This is a genomic window from uncultured Marixanthomonas sp. (assembly GCF_963974425.1).
Lineage (GTDB): Bacteria > Bacteroidota > Bacteroidia > Flavobacteriales > Flavobacteriaceae > Marixanthomonas.
Genome location: NZ_CAXBCK010000062.1, coordinates 1 through 18,803, shown reverse-complemented (window position 1 = coordinate 18,803; position 18,803 = coordinate 1). Strand labels below are relative to the sequence as shown.

The window sequence follows — 18,803 nt, the reverse complement described above, 5'->3', positions numbered from 1 at the left end:
AGCGTTTCCTTGGTAAGGAAGAGGTCATGGGTTCAATTCCCATCATTGGCTCAACTTTGTTTAAAATTGAACACTAATATATAACTAAGATTTAAATTAATACAACATGGCAAAAGAAACATACGATCGGTCGAAGCCTCACTTAAACATAGGTACAATTGGACACGTAGATCACGGAAAAACAACTTTGACAGCTGCTATTACTAAAGTAATGGCTGATGCTGGTTATTCAGAAGCTAGTGCTTTTGACCAAATTGATAATGCTCCTGAAGAAAAAGAAAGAGGTATTACAATTAACTCTTCACACGTAGAGTACCAAACAGCTAACCGTCACTACGCACACGTTGACTGTCCTGGTCACGCCGATTACGTAAAGAACATGGTTACTGGTGCTGCTCAAATGGACGGTGCTATTTTGGTTGTTGCTGCAACAGACGGTCCAATGCCACAAACTCGTGAGCATATCCTTTTAGGACGTCAGGTTGGTATTCCAAAAATCGTAACATTCTTAAATAAAGTTGATTTAGTTGACGATGAAGAATTATTAGAATTAGTTGAAATGGAAGTAAGAGATTTACTTTCTTTCTACGAGTATGATGGTGATAATGGTCCTGTAATCTCTGGTTCTGCTCTTGGAGCATTGAACGGAGAGCAAAAATGGTCAGATACTGTTTTAGAATTGATGGAGGCTGTTGATAGCTGGATTGATTTACCAGAACGTGATGTAGATAAGCCTTTCTTGATGCCAATCGAGGATGTATTTTCTATTACAGGCCGTGGAACAGTTGCAACTGGACGTATAGAGACGGGTGTTGCTAACACAGGTGATGCTGTTGATATTATTGGTATGGGCGCTGGAAAACTTTCTTCTACTGTTACAGGTGTTGAGATGTTCCGTAAAATCCTTGATAGAGGAGAAGCTGGAGATAACGTAGGTATCTTGTTAAGAGGTATTGAAAAGTCTCAAATATCAAGAGGTATGGTAATCTGTAAGCCAGGTTCTGTTACTCCTCACGATAAATTTAAAGCAGAGGTTTATATCCTTAAAAAAGAAGAAGGTGGTCGTCACACGCCATTCCATAATAACTACCGCCCACAGTTCTACGTTCGTACAACTGATGTTACAGGAACAATTAATCTTCCTGATGGTGTAGAAATGGTAATGCCAGGAGATAACCTTACAATTACAGTAGACCTTATCCAGCCTATCGCAATGAATGTTGGACTACGTTTCGCTATCCGTGAAGGTGGTAGAACTGTAGGTGCAGGTCAGGTTACTGAAATTTTATAAATAAAGTTAATTTGAAAAGTCTAAAGGTGTCCACCAAAGGTGGATGCCTTGGCTTTTATTAAGGGGATTGTCTAAGCCTATAATAGTAGGTTTTGAGTTTTCCTTTATTTACGGGCGTAGCTCAGCTGGTAGAGCAGTGGTCTCCAAAACCAAAGGTCGTGAGTTCGATCCTTACCGCCCGTGCTAAATAGGTTAAAACCAATTATAATGGTAAATTATATAAAAGAATCCTATAGTGAGCTTAAAAACCACGTAACCTGGCCAAGTTGGTCAGAAGCACAAAAACTTACAGTTGTTGTGGCAGTATTTTCAATTATATTGGCATTACTAGTTTTTGGTGTAGACAAGGTGTTTAGTAGAGTTATAGAGTTTTATTTTGAATGGATCAAGTCGTAATTATGACTGAAACTAAGAGTGCAAAAAAGTGGTATGTAGTCCGGTCAGTAAGTGGACAAGAAAATAAGATTAAGTCGTATCTCGAAACTGAGATTGCACGATTAAATCTTGAAGACTATATTGAGCAAGTTCTCGTGCCTACTGAGAAAGTAATTCAAATTCGTAACGGAAAAAAAATCAATAAAGAGCGTGTTTTTTTTCCAGGTTATATTATGATTCAAGCGAGTTTGGCTGGAGAAGTACCGCATATTATAAAATCAATCAATGGAGTTATTGGTTTTTTAGGTGAAACCAAAGGAGGAGATCCTGTTCCACTTAGACAGTCTGAAGTAAACAGAATGTTAGGGAAGGTAGATGAGTTGGCTGTAGAAGATGAGAATGTAAACATTCCTTTTGTAATTGGTGAAACTGTAAAGGTTATTGATGGTCCTTTCAACGGCTTTAACGGTACGGTTGAGAAAATCAACGAAGAAAAACGCAAGCTTGAAGTAATGGTAAAAATATTCGGAAGAAAAACACCATTAGAGTTAAGCTATATGCAAGTAGAGAAAATTTAATTGTTACACGCTATATAAATAGGTTTTTTCTTTAGCTTCCACAAAAGAGAAAATCACAGTAAAATTAAAACAATGGCAAAAGAAGTAGATAAAGTAGTAAAGTTGCAAGTTCGAGGTGGTGCCGCTAACCCGTCGCCTCCAGTAGGACCAGCTTTAGGTGCTGCCGGTGTGAACATTATGGAGTTCTGTAAGCAATTTAATGCTAGAACCCAAGATAAACAAGGAAAAGTGTTGCCAGTTGCGATTACGGTATATAAAGACAAATCTTTTGAGTTTGTTATTAAAACCCCACCCGCTGCTGTACAAATTCTTGAAGCTGCTAAGGTCAAAAAAGGATCTGGTGAGCCACACGCAAGAAAAGTAGCATCTATTTCATGGGATCAAGTTCGAGCTATTGCAGAAGACAAAATGCCCGATTTAAATGCATTTACTGTTGAGTCTGCCATGAGAATGGTAGCTGGTACTGCACGATCAATGGGAGTGAAAGTAAAAGGAGCTGCTCCTTTTTAATCAAGAAAAAGAATCTATAAAATGGCAAGATTAACAAAAAAGCAAAAAGAAGCAACGCTTAAAGTAGAGGATAGATCCTATACCGTAGCTGAAGCTTCTGCTTTAATAAAAGAAATCACCAATGTAAATTTTGATGCCTCAGTAGACCTTGCGGTTCGTCTTAACGTGGATCCACGTAAAGCAAACCAAATGGTTCGTGGCGTTGTTACCTTACCACACGGTACTGGTAAAGATGTTAAGGTGTTGGCTTTAGTAACTCCTGATAAGGAAGCTGAAGCTAAAGAAGCTGGAGCAGATTACGTTGGTTTAGATGAGTACCTCGAAAAAATTAAAGGGGGATGGACAGACGTTGACGTTATTGTAACTATGCCAAGCGTTATGGGTAAATTAGGACCATTAGGACGGGTTTTAGGACCACGTGGATTAATGCCTAACCCAAAAACGGGCACAGTAACAATGGATGTTGCTAAAGCAGTTTCTGATGTAAAAGCTGGTAAAATTGACTTTAAAGTTGAAAAAACTGGTATTGTACATGCAGCAATAGGGAAAGCATCTTTCGATGCAGAAAAAATTGCAGGAAACGCAAGAGAATTATTAACAACACTCGTTAAACTGAAGCCTCAGGCCGCAAAAGGTGTGTATATAGAAAGTATCTATATGTCTAGTACTATGAGTCCTAGTGTAGAGATCGACACCAAACGTTTCACTGAGCAGTAAAATTGAGAACTTATGACAAGAGAAGAAAAATCACAAGTAATTGAAAGTTTGACTGCACAGTTATCCGAGAACACTATTATATATTTAGCAGATATCTCGGGGCTTGATGCAGGATCTACAACAAAATTACGCCGCGCTTGTTTTAAAGCAGGGGTAAGTTTAAATGTAGTAAAAAATACCTTGCTTTCTAAAGCTATGGAAAGCAGCGATAAAGACTTTGGTGAGTTAACCGGAGTACTTAAAGGAAACACTTCATTAATGGTTTCTGAAACAGGAAACGCTCCAGCTAAAGTAATTAAGGAATTCAGAAAAAAATCTGATAAGCCATTACTTAAAGGAGCCTTTGTAGAAGAAGCAATTTATGTAGGTGATGAGCAACTTGACAAATTAGTTGAAATCAAATCTAAGGAAGAAGTTATTGGAGACATCATTGGATTGCTTCAATCTCCTGCCAAGAATGTTATTTCAGCACTTAAATCAGGTGGTAATACAATCGCGGGTATTGTTAAAACCCTTTCAGAAAAAGAAGGATAAAATTTAGCACTAATTAAATTACATATATTAATACAATTATTTTAAAACGATAGAAAATGGCAGATTTAAAAGATTTCGCAGAACAATTGGTTAACTTAACAGTAAAAGAAGTTAATGAGTTAGCAGAAATATTAAAAGAAGAGTACGGTATAGAGCCTGCTGCTGCAGCTGTAGCTGTTGCTGGTGGTGCTGCTGGCGGAGGCGAAGAAGCTGACGAGCAAACCGAATTTGACGTAATCCTTACAGCCGCTGGAGGTTCTAAGTTAGCAGTTGTAAAACTGGTAAAAGAATTAACAGGTGCTGGTCTTAAAGACGCTAAAGGATTAGTAGATAACGCTCCATCTCCAATTAAAGAAGGTGTAGCAAAAGACGAAGCTGAAGCAGTAAAAGCTCAGTTAGAAGAAGCAGGAGCAGAGGTTGAGCTTAAGTAAGCTCTCCACGTTTCAAACCTTACGGTTTAGGCCTTCCAGATACCTGGAATAGGCCTAAACCATTTTGCGTATATAAAGGTTAATAGTTTTTTGAGTATAGGCAAAAGTAGTTTTTTTAATTAAAATTCCGTCCATAGATGTCAGCAACGCAAACTGAAAGATTGAATTTTTCTTCTGTACAGAATAAGCCAGACTATCCAGACTTTTTGGATATTCAGATTAAATCCTTCCAGGATTTTTTCCAGCTTGAAACAAAATCAGAAGAAAGGGGTAATGAAGGTCTTTATAATACCTTCATGGAAAACTTTCCAATAACAGATACCCGTAATCAATTTGTATTAGAGTTTTTAGATTATTTTGTAGATCCGCCAAGATACTCCATTCAAGAATGTATTGAGCGTGGTCTTACTTACAGCGTTCCCTTAAAGGCACGTTTAAAGTTATATTGTACCGATCCTGAACATGAAGATTTTGAAACTATTGTACAGGACGTATACTTAGGGGTAATCCCTTATATGACACCAAGTGGTACTTTCTGTATCAATGGTGCAGAGCGTATTGTAGTATCTCAGTTACACCGTTCACCTGGTGTTTTCTTTGGACAATCATTCCACGCAAACGGAACAAAACTATATTCAGCTCGTGTAATTCCTTTTAAAGGTTCATGGATTGAATTTGCTACCGATATCAACAGCGTTATGTACGCATATATCGATAGAAAGAAAAAGTTACCGGTAACTACACTGTTTCGTGCTATTGGTTTTGAAAGAGATAAAGATATTCTTGAAATCTTTGACCTTGCAGAAGAAATTAAAGCTACCAAAACTGGTCTTAAAAAATTCTTAGGTCGTAAACTTGCTGCTCGTGTACTTAAAACATGGCACGAAGACTTCGTGGACGAAGATACAGGAGAAGTTGTGTCTATTGAACGTAACGAAATTGTATTAGACCGTGATACGGAGCTTGAAAAAGAGCACATTGAAGAGATATTAGACTCTGGATCAAAAACAATTCTGTTGCACAAAGAAGATAATCAGCAAGGAGACTATGCGATTATCCACAACACATTGCAAAAAGATCCTACCAATTCAGAAAAAGAAGCGGTAGAGCACATCTATAGACAATTACGTAACGCTGAACCGCCAGATGAGGAAACCGCTCGTGGTATCATCAATAAGTTGTTCTTCTCAGACCAACGTTATAACCTTGGTGAGGTAGGTCGTTACCGAATGAACAAAAAATTAGGTCTTGATATCGACATGGAAAAGCAAGTGCTTACCAAAGAAGATATCATTACGATCGTAAAATATTTAATCGAGCTTATCAACTCTAAAGCAGAGATTGATGATATTGATCACCTTAGTAACCGTCGTGTACGTACCGTAGGGGAGCAGTTATCATCTCAATTTGGTGTTGGTTTAGCACGTATGGCACGTACTATTCGTGAGCGTATGAACGTTCGTGACAACGAGGTATTTACCCCGATTGATTTGATTAACGCGAAGACACTTTCTTCAGTTATCAACTCATTCTTTGGTACCAACCAGTTGTCGCAGTTTATGGACCAGACCAATCCACTGGCAGAGATTACGCACAAGCGTCGTCTATCAGCTTTAGGACCAGGTGGTCTTTCAAGAGAAAGAGCAGGTTTTGAGGTTCGTGATGTTCACTATACACACTACGGAAGACTTTGTCCTATTGAAACACCAGAAGGACCAAACATTGGTTTGATTTCTTCTCTTTCAGTATATGCTAAAGTAAACAACTTAGGTTTTATCGAAACACCTTATAGAAAGGTAGAAGACGGTAAAATCGATTTAAAAAACGAACCAATTTATCTTTCTGCTGAAGAAGAGGAGGAGAAATTGATTGCACAAGCAAACATTCCGCTTAAAGATAACGGACAAATTGATAGCGATCGTGTAATTGCACGTATGGAAGGCGACTTCCCGGTTGTAGAACCAAATACTCTTAATTACGCGGATGTCGCACCTAATCAAATTGCTTCCATTTCAGCATCTTTAATTCCTTTCTTGGAACATGATGATGCCAACCGTGCGTTGATGGGAAGTAATATGATGCGCCAGGCAGTACCATTATTGAGAGCTGATTCTCCAGTTGTAGGTACAGGTCTGGAACGTCAAGTAGCTTCAGATTCTCGTGTATTGATAAATGCTGAAGGGGATGGTGAAGTGGAATATGTTGATGCAAACGAAATTACTATTAAATATGACCGTACCGATGATGAGCGTATGGTAAGTTTTGATAGTGATTCAAAAACATACCAACTGGTAAAATTCAGAAAAACAAACCAAGGTACATCTATTAACCTGAAGCCTATCGTAAGTAGAGGTGATCGAGTTAAAAAAGGACAAGTACTTTGCCAAGGTTATGCAACCGATAAAGGTGAATTGGCATTGGGTAGAAACATGAAAGTAGCCTTTATGCCTTGGAAAGGGTATAACTTTGAGGATGCGATTGTGATTTCTGAACGTGTTGTTAGAGATGATATATTTACATCGATTCACATTGATGAATATTCACTTGAAGTACGTGATACCAAGTTAGGAAATGAAGAATTAACACACGATATTCCTAACGTTTCAGAAGAGGCAACAAAAGACCTTGATGAAAACGGGATGATACGTGTAGGTGCCGAAATAAAACCAGGTGATATATTAATTGGTAAGATTACTCCAAAAGGAGAAAGCGACCCAACTCCTGAAGAAAAATTACTTCGAGCAATATTTGGTGATAAAGCAGGTGATGTAAAAGATGCTTCATTAAAAGCTTCTCCGTCATTACGAGGAGTTGTAATTAATAAGAAGTTATTTGCACGTGCTATAAAGGATAAACGTAAAAGAGCAAAAGATAAAGAAGATATTTCAGCTCTTGAAATCGCTTATGATGCTAAGTTTGATGCGTTAAAAGATGTATTAGTTGAAAAACTATTTGCAATTGTAGGAGGGAAAACCGCTCAAGGTGTTACTAATGATCTTGGTGAAACGGTATTTCCAAAAGGTAAAAAGTACACCCAAAAAATGTTAAATGCAGTAGATGATTATGCGCATTTAACAGGAGGTACTTGGACAACCGATGATGATCTTAATGCATTAGTTGCCGATTTATTGCACAACTATAAAATTAAAGAGAACGATTTACAAGGTGGATTACGTCGTGAGAAGTTTACAATCTCTGTAGGAGATGAGTTACCTTCTGGTATTCTAAAACTTGCTAAAGTTTATGTGGCTAAAAAGCGTAAACTTAAAGTAGGTGATAAAATGGCGGGACGTCACGGTAACAAAGGTATTGTAGCACGTATTGTTCGTGAAGAAGATATGCCTTTCCTTGATGATGGAAGCCCTGTAGATATCGTGTTGAACCCACTTGGGGTACCATCACGTATGAACATTGGTCAAATTTATGAAACGGTACTAGGATGGGCTGGACAAAAATTAGGTCGCAAATTTGCTACTCCAATTTTTGATGGTGCAACTATAGACCAGATCAACGAATTGACTGATGAAGCTGAGATACCAAGATTTGGACACACGCATTTATATGATGGTGGAACCGGACAGCGTTTTGACCAACCTGCAACAGTAGGGGTTATTTATATGCTGAAACTGGGTCACATGGTAGATGATAAAATGCACGCACGTTCTATTGGACCTTACTCATTGATTACACAACAACCATTGGGTGGTAAAGCTCAATTTGGTGGTCAGCGATTTGGTGAGATGGAGGTATGGGCACTTGAGGCCTACGGAGCCTCCAGCACATTACGTGAAATATTGACAGTAAAATCTGATGATGTAATTGGTAGAGCTAAAACATACGAAAGTATTGTAAAAGGCGAAACCATGCCAGAACCAGGCCTGCCAGAATCTTTTAACGTGTTAATGCACGAATTAAAAGGGTTAGGACTTGACATTAGATTAGAAGAATAAAAGAAAATCCCTTCTTCGGGAGGGACTATCTTGACGCTTCAAACGGAGTGACAAAACACTCCAAAAACAAATAACAACAAAGCATAGTACACAGCATTATGGCAAGAAATAAAGAAAACACAGTTCAGAAATTCAATAAGATTTCTATTGGTTTAGCTTCTCCTGAATCGATTTTGGCAGAATCGCGCGGGGAAGTACTAAAACCTGAAACGATAAACTACCGTACGCACAAACCAGAGCGTGACGGACTTTTCTGTGAGCGTATTTTTGGTCCTGTTAAGGATTACGAATGTGCCTGTGGTAAATATAAACGAATTCGCTACAAAGGGATCGTATGTGACCGTTGTGGTGTAGAGGTAACTGAAAAGAAAGTACGTCGTGATCGCGTAGGGCACATTAATTTAGTAGTTCCTGTTGCGCACATTTGGTACTTCCGTAGTTTACCTAACAAAATAGGATACCTTCTTGGATTGCCGTCTAAGAAGTTGGATATGATTATCTATTACGAAAGATATGTTGTAATCCAGCCGGGTATCGCAAAAAATGAAGAAGGGGAACCACTTCAGAAAATGGACTTCTTAACAGAAGAAGAATATTTAAATGCATTGGAAGCTATTCCGGTAGAAAACCAATACTTGGAAGACAGCGATCCAAATAAATTCATCGCTAAGATGGGTGCTGAGTGTTTAATTGAATTGTTACAACGTATCGATCTTGATACATTGTCTTTCGATTTACGTCACAAAGCAAATAACGAAACGTCTAAACAACGTAAAACGGAAGCATTAAAACGTCTTCAAGTTGTTGAAGCGTTGCGTGATGCAAACAAAAACCGTGAAAACAAACCAGAATGGATGATTATGAAGGTGGTGCCAATTATTCCACCAGAATTACGTCCGTTAGTACCACTAGATGGTGGTCGTTTCGCAACATCAGATTTAAATGATCTTTACCGTCGTGTAATTATTAGAAATAATCGTTTAAAACGATTGATGGAAATTAAAGCTCCAGAAGTAATTTTACGTAATGAAAAACGTATGCTTCAAGAGTCTGTTGATTCCTTATTTGATAACACACGTAAATCTTCAGCAGTAAAAACTGATAGCAACCGTCCATTAAAATCACTTTCAGATTCATTGAAAGGAAAGCAAGGACGTTTCCGTCAAAACTTACTTGGTAAGCGTGTGGATTATTCAGCACGTTCGGTAATTGTTGTAGGACCAGAATTGAAGCTTTTTGAATGTGGTATTCCAAAAGATATGGCTGCTGAACTTTACAAGCCTTTCGTAATTAGAAAACTAATTGAGAGAGGAATTGTAAAAACAGTTAAGTCTGCTAAGAAAATTATAGATAAAAAAGAGCCAGTAGTTTGGGACATCCTTGAAAATGTATTGAAAGGACATCCAGTTATGCTTAACCGGGCTCCTACTTTGCACCGATTAGGTATTCAAGCTTTTCAACCAAAATTAATTGAAGGAAAAGCAATACAGTTACACCCATTAGTATGTACTGCATTTAACGCCGATTTTGATGGTGACCAGATGGCGGTTCACCTTCCATTAGGGCCAGAAGCAATTTTGGAATGTCAGTTATTGATGTTGGCTTCGCATAACATTTTGAACCCTGCAAACGGTTCACCAGTTGCGGTTCCTTCTCAGGATATGGTTTTGGGTCTGTATTATATGACCAAGTTGCGAACGTCTACTAAAGATGTAAAAGTAAAGGGTGAAGGCTTAACGTTCTATTCAGAAGAAGAAGCAGTAATTGCTTACAATGAGAAGCAAGTAGATCTTAATGCGCAAATTAAAATCCGTACAAAAGATTTTAATGAAAATGGCGAATTGGTTTATCAAATTATCGAAACTACTTTAGGTAGAGTGATATTTAACCAAGAAGTACCAGAAGAAGCTGGATATATAAACGAAGTATTGACTAAGAAGTCACTTCGTGATATTATTGGTAGAATACTTAAAGTTACAAGTGTACCAAAAACAGCGGCTTTCCTTGATGAAATTAAAACATTAGGGTACAAGTTTGCATTTGAAGGAGGATTGTCGTTCAGTTTAGGAGATATTATTATCCCGGCTGAAAAGCAAACTATGATTGAAGACGCAAACAAACAAGTTGACGGTATTGTAGGAAACTATAATATGGGACTTATTACTAATAACGAACGTTACAACCAAGTAATTGATATATGGACAGCAACCAATGCTGAATTAACGGAACTTTCTATGAAACGTATCCGCGAAGATCAGCAAGGGTTTAACTCTGTTTATATGATGCTTGACTCTGGAGCACGTGGTAGTAAAGAGCAAATTAGACAGCTAACCGGTATGCGTGGATTGATGGCGAAGCCTAAAAAATCTAACTCTGGTGGTGGTGAAATTATTGAAAACCCGATTCTTTCTAACTTTAAGGAAGGACTTTCAATTCTTGAATACTTTATCTCTACTCACGGTGCACGTAAAGGTCTTGCCGATACCGCACTTAAAACTGCCGATGCAGGTTACTTAACACGTCGTCTGGTAGATGTTTCACAAGACGTTATTATTAACGAAGTAGACTGTGGTACATTAAGAGGTATTGAAGTTTCAGCATTGAAGAAGAATGAGGAGATCGTTGAAACCTTAGAAGCTAGAATTATTGGTCGTATTGCATTAAACGATGTAATAAACCCACTTAATAAAGAAGTCTTAGCTACTGCAGGTGAGCACATTTCAGAAGAGACTGCTAAAATTATTGGCGATTCTGCTGTAGAAGGTGTAGAAGTACGTTCTGCATTAACTTGTGAAGCTAAAAAAGGAATTTGTTCTCAATGTTACGGTCGTAACCTTGCAACCAATAAAATGGTACAACGAGGTGAGGCTGTAGGTGTTGTAGCTGCTCAGTCAATTGGTGAGCCGGGTACACAGTTAACGCTTCGTACCTTCCACGTGGGTGGTATTGCAGGTAACATTTCAGAAGAAAATAAACTTGTTGTTAAGTATGATGGTAAAGCGACTATTGAAGACTTAAAAACGGTCAAAGGTGAAGATGCTGAAGGAAACGAAGTAGATATTGTAATCTCTCGTACTTCTGAAATTAAATTAACCGATCCTAAAACCGGAATTACCTTAAGTAACAACAACATTCCTTACGGTTCTACACTATACGTTAAAGATGGTGATAAACTTAAAGAAGGTGATGTAGTTTGCCAATGGGATCCATATAACGGTGTGATTATTTCAGAATTTGCAGGTAAAATCAAGTACGAGAATATCGAACAAGGTGTTACTTACCAAGTAGAAATAGATGAGCAGACAGGATTCCAAGAGAAAGTAATTTCAGAATCTAGAAATAAAAAGAAAATACCAACACTTCAAATTTTAGGTAAAAAAGATGAAGTAATCCGTTCGTACAACTTACCAGTGGGTGCCCACTTAATGGTTGATGATGGCGATAAGATTAAAATTGGTAAAGTATTAGTTAAGATACCGCGTAAGTCTTCAAAAGCGGGTGATATTACGGGTGGTCTTCCGCGTGTAACAGAACTCTTTGAAGCACGTAACCCATCCAATCCAGCTGTAGTTAGTGAGATTGATGGTGTTGTTTCCTTCGGAAAAATTAAACGTGGTAACCGTGAGATTATAGTGGAGTCTAAATTAGGCGAGCTTAAAAAGTACTTGGTGAAGTTATCTAATCAGATTCTTGTTCAAGAAAATGATTATGTTCGTGCCGGTATGCCACTTTCAGACGGTTCTATTACACCAGAAGATATTTTGCGTATTGAAGGGCCTTCAGCAGTACAACAGTACTTGGTGAACGAAGTTCAAGAAGTATACCGTCTACAAGGTGTAAAAATTAACGATAAGCACTTTGAAGTAGTAGTGAGACAAATGATGCGTAAAGTACGTATTGTTGATAGTGGAGATACTACTTTCCTAGAAAATCAATTAGCTCATAAAGATGACTTTATCGAAGAAAACGATAAAATATTCGGAATGAAAGTAGTTGAAAATGCAGGAGATAGTCAAACCCTTAAAGAAGGACAAATAGTTACACCACGTGATTTACGTGATGAGAACTCGATCTTGAGACGTAATGATAAGGCCTTAGTTGAAGCAAGAGATGCTGTTAATGCAACTGCAACCCCAATATTGCAAGGTATTACTAGAGCGTCGTTACAGACTAAGTCGTTTATCTCGGCTGCATCCTTCCAGGAAACTACTAAAGTATTAAACGAAGCTGCAGTAAGCGGTAAAGTTGATACCTTAGAAGGACTGAAAGAGAATGTTATTGTAGGTCATAAGATACCTGCTGGTACTGGAATGCGTGAATACGATTCTATAATTGTAGGAAGCAAAGAAGAACTAGAAGAAATGACCCGTGAGAAGCAAGAAGTTAATTACAACTAATTAAAAACTTCTTATAAATCAAAATAAAGAATCCCGCCAAAAGCGGGATTCTTTTATTATATTAGATAGCTAAATTAGAACTATAAACTCATTCCCTATTTATAGGGATATTAAAATAAATTAGAATGGCAGACGATCAAAACAAACAGAATCAAAAAAAAGGACAAATCAATATTGAATTAGATGAGAATGTGGCACAAGGCATTTATAGTAACTTGGCAATAATAAACCATTCGCAATCTGAATTTATATTGGACTTTGTAAGTATTATGCCAGGCGTTCCAAAAAGCAAAGTAAAATCACGTATTATATTAACACCGCAGCACGCCAAGAGACTTTTAAGAGCTTTAAATGATAATATACAGCGGTTTGAAAAAGCTCATGGCAAAGTAAAGGAGCAAGAACAACCTACAATGCCTTTAAACTTTGGGCCAACCGGAGAAGCATAATTAAAAAACCCACTTTTTAAGTGGGTTTTTTAATTGCCTATTGTTAAGTTATTCAGTTGAATAAGTATTAAAGTCTTCGTTCTTTTTACTTTTGATAATTACGATCGTAGTTTACAAGTAAAAAACAATTCTGAGACAGATAAGCTAATGATACCTACTTATATTCACTTACAAAGTGAAGTTTTACGTTAGGGTATTTTGATTGTGTCATTTGTAAGCTAAAGGCAGAATCAGCAAAGAAAACTAACTGATTTCTTTTATCTTTCGCTAAAAACTTAGCTTTTACCCGCTTAAACTCTTTAAACTCGTCACTTTTTGGATTGTCTGGTTCTACCCAACAAGCTTTGTGAACGTTTAAATTTTCGTAGCGGCAAGAAGCGCCATATTCGTGTTCCAAACGGTATTGTATTACTTCAAATTGAAGAGCGCCTACCGTACCGATTACCTTTCTTCCATTTAACTCTAGAGTGAAAAGTTGGGCAACTCCTTCATCCATTAACTGGTCAATCCCTTTTTCCAGCTGTTTGCTTTTCATCGGGTCGGCATTGTTAATGTACTTAAAGTGTTCCGGTGAAAAACTAGGTACTCCTTTGTAGTTCATTTCTTCACCTTCTGTTAAGGTGTCGCCAATTTTAAAATTTCCTGTATCATGTAATCCTACAATATCTCCTGGATACGAAATGTCTACAATTTGTTTCTTTTCAGCAAAAAAAGCATTCGGGCTAGAAAATTTCAGCTTTTTACCGTTGCGTACGTGTAAATAAGGTGTGTTGCGCTCAAAAACCCCTGAAACAATTTTTACGAAAGCCAAACGGTCGCGGTGTTTGGGGTCCATGTTGGCATGTATTTTAAATACAAAGCCTGTAAAATCTTTTTCATCTGGTTTTACCAAACGTGTGTCGCTTTCTTTCGGGCGTGGTTTGGGAGCTATCTCAACAAAACAATCTAATAGTTCTCGAACGCCAAAATTATTCAATGCCGAACCAAAGAATACAGGTTGTAATTTTCCTTCTAAATATTCTTCACGGCTAAATTTAGGGTATATTTCAGCTAGTTCTAGTTCTTCTCGTAATGTATCGGCCGCGTCAGTACCAATCAATTGGTCAAGTTCAGGATTGGCAATATCTTCAATTTCAATGGTTTCTTCAATGTTTTTTCTGCTACTACCACTAAATAGGTTTACATTTTTCTCCCAGATATTATAGATTCCTTTAAAGTCGTAGCCCATACCAATTGGGAAACTTAGAGGTGTTACTCGAAGGTTCAGTTTTTGTTCAATTTCATCTAGTAGTTCAAACGCATCTTTACCTTCACGATCCATTTTATTAATAAAAACAATCATAGGAATATTACGCATGCGGCATACTTCAACCAACTTTTCAGTTTGTGCTTCCACACCTTTGGCAACATCGATAACTACTATTACGCTGTCTACTGCAGTAAGGGTTCTAAATGTATCTTCGGCAAAATCTTTGTGACCGGGTGTATCGAGAATGTTAATTTTAATACCTTCATATTCAAAAGCTAAGACTGAAGTGGCAACCGAGATACCACGCTGTCTTTCAATCTCCATAAAGTCACTTGTAGCACCTTTTTTTATTTTGTTACTTTTTACAGCACCAGCTTCTTGAATAGCACCCCCAAAGAGGAGTAATTTTTCGGTTAAAGTGGTTTTTCCGGCATCGGGGTGAGAGATAATTCCGAACGTTCTCCTGCGTTCAATTTCACGTTTAATAGACATGGTTGTTTGAATAATTTAATGGCAAAGATACGAGTTTTTGAAGTACCTTAAAGCCTCTCTATAGATAGATTTAAAAAGGTCTTTCCCACAAATTAAAACCTTGTAATCCTTTTGATAACAATTGTTCTACGTGTTTATACGTATAAAGGGTTCCTACAAAAAAAAAGGCTTTATTGGATAAAAACATGTAGTTCAACGAAAATATTCTACACTTGAGCTAATAGTTTGCCTTTAGTAAAATCTTAACACTTTTTCCTACGTATCTTTGTGTGAACAAATGATTAGTAATCTAGTATACAGTGATATATTTTATGTTCTTGTTGCTCGATATTCCTCTACTAAGTTTTGTTTTACCTACATCAACTTATAACCTATAAAAATTAAAGGAAAGTTATCACTTTAAATAATAGGTTATTGTAATTGAGATTAAAATTATTATGAATTATAAAATTATGAATACTAATAAAATTCAAGCTTATGTATAAAATAATTACTAAATTATTTGCTTCAGATAAGAGGTTTTTAATAGGTCTCATTTTAATAGTTTGCTTGGGTAATCAAGGGTATGCTCAGGTTAAGGCTTCAACAGATGAGGGGGAAGTATTAGTGCCTTATACTCAAGAGTATTTGGATCAGTATAATGAAGCTTTAGACAAAAAGGCTGCACAATATAATAAAACGTTTCGTTCTAGGTCAAAAGCACAAGCTTTGCACAGCCATACAAACTCTAGAGTTGTAGGAGGGTGTAATTTAATTACCTGTGGGTCTTTTGAAAAGGATGATGTAAGTGGTGGGTCATTTCGTACTGCAATAGGTGGGACAAATGGTGAATACCAAGCTGATGCAAGATATACTTGTTGGGACGATAATGGCACAGTAGATTGGTCGGAAGGACAGTATATATCCTATTCAACCACGAGCTCTAATGTAGTTTATCCTGGTATCATTGAGCCTTCAACTTATGATGGTGGTGGTTTTGCTATATTTTCATTTCGGAATGAATCAATAGATCAAAGGTTGACTGTAGTGCCTAATACAGTATATACAGTATGTTTTGAAATTGCTGTAATACCGCGTTACAATACTGTAAGCAGTAGTAATAATGGGGGGCAAATATTAGAATATGAACCTAACTTACGATTTGGTGTTAGAAATGGTGCCGTTGTAGTTAGCGATCCACTTACTTATACAGATGCTGATCTTGTTCAGCATTCAACTAGTGACTTTCCAACGAGGTTGTCTTTTGCTACTAGCGGAAATGGAGGAAACCAAAACCCTGGTGGGTGGACAGAGATTAACCCGTATTGGGAAAATAGGTGTATAACTTTCAAATCAGGACCTACCGCTACTTCTGTAGAGGTTTTTTATAGTACTGGAAATCCAGGTGAATCTGTGGTGTTAGTAGATGGTTTGAGGTTGTCTGTTGAGGGTTATGCAAACTCTCCAGAGCTTTCTGTAACTTCCAAAACGTATTGTGAACCAACACAAGTGGAGCTTAATGATTTTGTTACTTCAACAACTCCTACAGGAGCTGAATTAAGGTGGAGTGCCAATTCAGATTTAAGTAACCCCTTGCAAAGTAATCCAACTGTAACAACTCCTGGTGTTTGGTATGCATTTTATTATAATCCAGTTTTAGGGTGTACTTCGCCATCGCGAATGCTTACATTAACAAATTCAGATATAGCTATTGCTCATACGAAGGAAAACGTTACTTGTTATGGTGAAAACGATGGTGAGATTGATATAACTGTTACAGGCGGATCATCTCCATATACATACTTATGGATAACTAACGACGGAAGTGGATTAAACCCAACTGCCGAAGATCAAACAGGACTAACTGCAGGTACTTATAAAGTAACTGTAGATGATGGTATATGTACTATTGATAAAAGTATTGAGATAACTCAGCCAAATCAAATAAATGTAGAAGCTAACGAATACGCCCCGTTGTGCGATAACGCAGAAGCCATTACTTTAACCGGAGAGCCAACTAATTCAAACGGAGAGTGGACAGGAACAGGAGTAGCAGATAATGGTGATGGTACGGCAAGTTTTGATCCTGCAGGATTAACCGGAACCATTACGGCAACCTATACTTATACAGATGGTAATAGTTGTTCTAATAGTGATGCAGCTGACATTGTAGTAAATAAAGTAGCAACAGCAGAAGCAGGAATCTATGGTCCTCTCTGTGACAATGCAAGCGCAATTACTTTAACTGGAGAGCCAACTAATTCAAATGGAGAGTGGACGGGAACCGGAGTAACAGATAATGGTGATGGTACGGCAAGTTTTGATCCTACAGGATTAACCGGGACCATTACAGCAACATATACTTATACGGATGGTAATAGTTGTTCAGACAGTGATACTGCTGATATAGTTGTAAACACATCTCCTGATGCTCCAATTAGTGGTGGCGATATAGCAGAATGTAAAGACGAAACAAGTATACAAACCTTAAATGCAAATGATGCTATTACAGCTGCGGCTGGAACAACTATAGTTTGGTACACAGATGCTACGGGTAATTCTGTGGTTAATAATCCAATTCTTGATGCTGTTGGTAGTGTTACTTATTATGCTGAAGCAGTAAGCGATGTAGGAAGTTGTTCAAGTTCAGAACGAACACCAGTTATATTAAGAATATATAATTGTTCTATTTCGCTTGAGAAGACAGCTAGTCCTAATGATACACAAAACTGTAACACAATCGCGCCAGGTGAAATGATAACCTATACGTTTAAAGTTAAAAACTTAGGCGATATAGCAATTAATGATGTTGAAGTAAACGATCCATTAATCGACAATACAAATCCAATTCCAGGTCCTGATAATGGTGATACTACTAATCCAGGTGTTCTTGATGTAGGTGAAGAATGGATATATGAAGCATCTTATGCAGTAACACAACAAGACATAATTGACGGTCAGGTAAATAATACTGCTACAGTTGACGGTACAGTAACAGGTTCATCAGCGTCATTTAATGTGAACGATTCAGATTCTGTAACAGTAAACTTATGTCAAGATGCTGAAATATCTATTGTTAAATCAAGTACAAGTGAATCTCAAGACTGTTTAAATCTTGAAGTTGGAAATACGATTGAATATAAATTTGTTGTAAAGAATGAAGGAGATGTAGACATTTCTAATGTTGTTATAACAGATCCGTTATTTTTAGCTCCAAACCCAGTAGTTACAATACAATTAGTAGATGATGGTGATGGTAATGGGGTATTAAATGTAGGTGAAACTTGGGAGTATAAAGCTATTTATACAGTAAATCAAGAGAATATAAACGATGGCCAGATTGTAAATACAGCAACAGTAGATGGTACTACAGGACTAGGGCCTGTAGACGATACAAGTAATACAATTACGATACCAATCTGTCAAGATGCGAGTATTGCGTTGATCAAGGAATCTAGCTTAAATATCGATCCAAACACAGGTTGTTATGCAGGTGAAGTAGGAGAAGAGATCAGCTACACGTTCAGTGTTAAGAACACAGGCGATGTAACGTTGACCAATATAGTAGTAACCGATTTAGTAGGCGGTGTAACAATGAGCGGTGGTCCAATCGCGAGTCTTGATCCAAATGAGGAAGACACGACGACCTTTACTGCAACTTACACGTTGACACAAGCTGACCTGGATGCAGGAGAGTTTGAGAACCGAGCATTAGCAACAGGAACGCCACCAATGGGCGATGATGTAACAGATGAGTCTGACGACAATAGTTATACAGAAAATGATTCAACGATAGTACCAATCTGTCAAGATGCGAGTATTGCGTTGATCAAGGAATCTAGCTTAAATAT

General features: G+C 37.5%; 12 protein-coding genes and 1 tRNA gene. 12 read left to right on the top strand and 1 reads right to left on the bottom strand.

The window, feature by feature from the left end; all coding sequences use genetic code 11:
- The first annotated feature begins 106 nt into the window (after positions 1-106).
- From tuf to AACZ92_RS14805, 11 genes are all read left to right on the top strand, one after another.
- Complete coding sequence (gene tuf / locus AACZ92_RS14855; RefSeq protein ID WP_339702902.1) at positions 107-1,291, top strand: elongation factor Tu; 1,185 nt, start codon at positions 107-109, stop codon at positions 1,289-1,291.
- A gap of 110 nt (positions 1,292-1,401) precedes the next feature.
- Positions 1,402-1,474 (top strand) — tRNA-Trp (locus tag AACZ92_RS14850).
- Positions 1,475-1,498: 24 nt separating this feature from the next.
- Complete coding sequence (gene secE, locus AACZ92_RS14845) at positions 1,499-1,687, top strand: preprotein translocase subunit SecE (protein ID WP_117157551.1); 189 nt, start codon at positions 1,499-1,501, stop codon at positions 1,685-1,687.
- Positions 1,688-1,689: 2 nt separating this feature from the next.
- A complete protein-coding gene (gene nusG / locus AACZ92_RS14840; protein WP_339702904.1) occupies positions 1,690-2,244 on the top strand; it encodes a transcription termination/antitermination protein NusG in 555 nt (184 codons plus the stop codon).
- Positions 2,245-2,316: 72 nt separating this feature from the next.
- Positions 2,317-2,754: a 50S ribosomal protein L11 gene (rplK, locus tag AACZ92_RS14835; RefSeq protein WP_117157549.1), complete on the top strand. Its 438-nt coding sequence runs from the start codon at positions 2,317-2,319 to the stop codon at positions 2,752-2,754.
- Positions 2,755-2,775: 21 nt separating this feature from the next.
- Positions 2,776-3,471 (top strand): 50S ribosomal protein L1, encoded by a 696-nt coding sequence (gene rplA / locus AACZ92_RS14830; protein WP_117157548.1) that lies wholly within the window; start codon positions 2,776-2,778, stop codon positions 3,469-3,471.
- A 12-nt stretch (positions 3,472-3,483) separates the two neighbouring features.
- Positions 3,484-4,005, top strand: coding sequence for a 50S ribosomal protein L10 (gene rplJ / locus AACZ92_RS14825; protein WP_339702897.1), 522 nt, complete (start codon positions 3,484-3,486; stop codon positions 4,003-4,005).
- Positions 4,006-4,061: 56 nt separating this feature from the next.
- Complete coding sequence (gene rplL / locus AACZ92_RS14820; RefSeq protein WP_339702895.1) at positions 4,062-4,436, top strand: 50S ribosomal protein L7/L12; 375 nt, start codon at positions 4,062-4,064, stop codon at positions 4,434-4,436.
- 137 nt (positions 4,437-4,573) lie between these two features.
- Positions 4,574-8,386, top strand: coding sequence for a DNA-directed RNA polymerase subunit beta (rpoB, locus tag AACZ92_RS14815; protein ID WP_339702893.1), 3,813 nt, complete (start codon positions 4,574-4,576; stop codon positions 8,384-8,386).
- Between the two features lie 98 nt (positions 8,387-8,484).
- Positions 8,485-12,783: a DNA-directed RNA polymerase subunit beta' gene (gene rpoC / locus AACZ92_RS14810; RefSeq protein WP_339702891.1), complete on the top strand. Its 4,299-nt coding sequence runs from the start codon at positions 8,485-8,487 to the stop codon at positions 12,781-12,783.
- 125 nt (positions 12,784-12,908) lie between these two features.
- Positions 12,909-13,232 (top strand): DUF3467 domain-containing protein, encoded by a 324-nt coding sequence (locus tag AACZ92_RS14805; protein ID WP_339702888.1) that lies wholly within the window; start codon positions 12,909-12,911, stop codon positions 13,230-13,232.
- Between the two features lie 154 nt (positions 13,233-13,386).
- On the opposite strand, the gene AACZ92_RS14800 is transcribed toward AACZ92_RS14805, so the two are convergent.
- Positions 13,387-14,973 (bottom strand): peptide chain release factor 3, encoded by a 1,587-nt coding sequence (locus AACZ92_RS14800; RefSeq protein ID WP_339702885.1) that lies wholly within the window; start codon positions 14,971-14,973, stop codon positions 13,387-13,389.
- A gap of 477 nt (positions 14,974-15,450) precedes the next feature.
- Here AACZ92_RS14800 and AACZ92_RS14795 point away from each other — a divergent pair.
- Positions 15,451-18,803 (top strand): hypothetical protein (locus AACZ92_RS14795; RefSeq protein ID WP_339702882.1); only part of this gene is annotated, 3,353 nt, incomplete at its 3' end.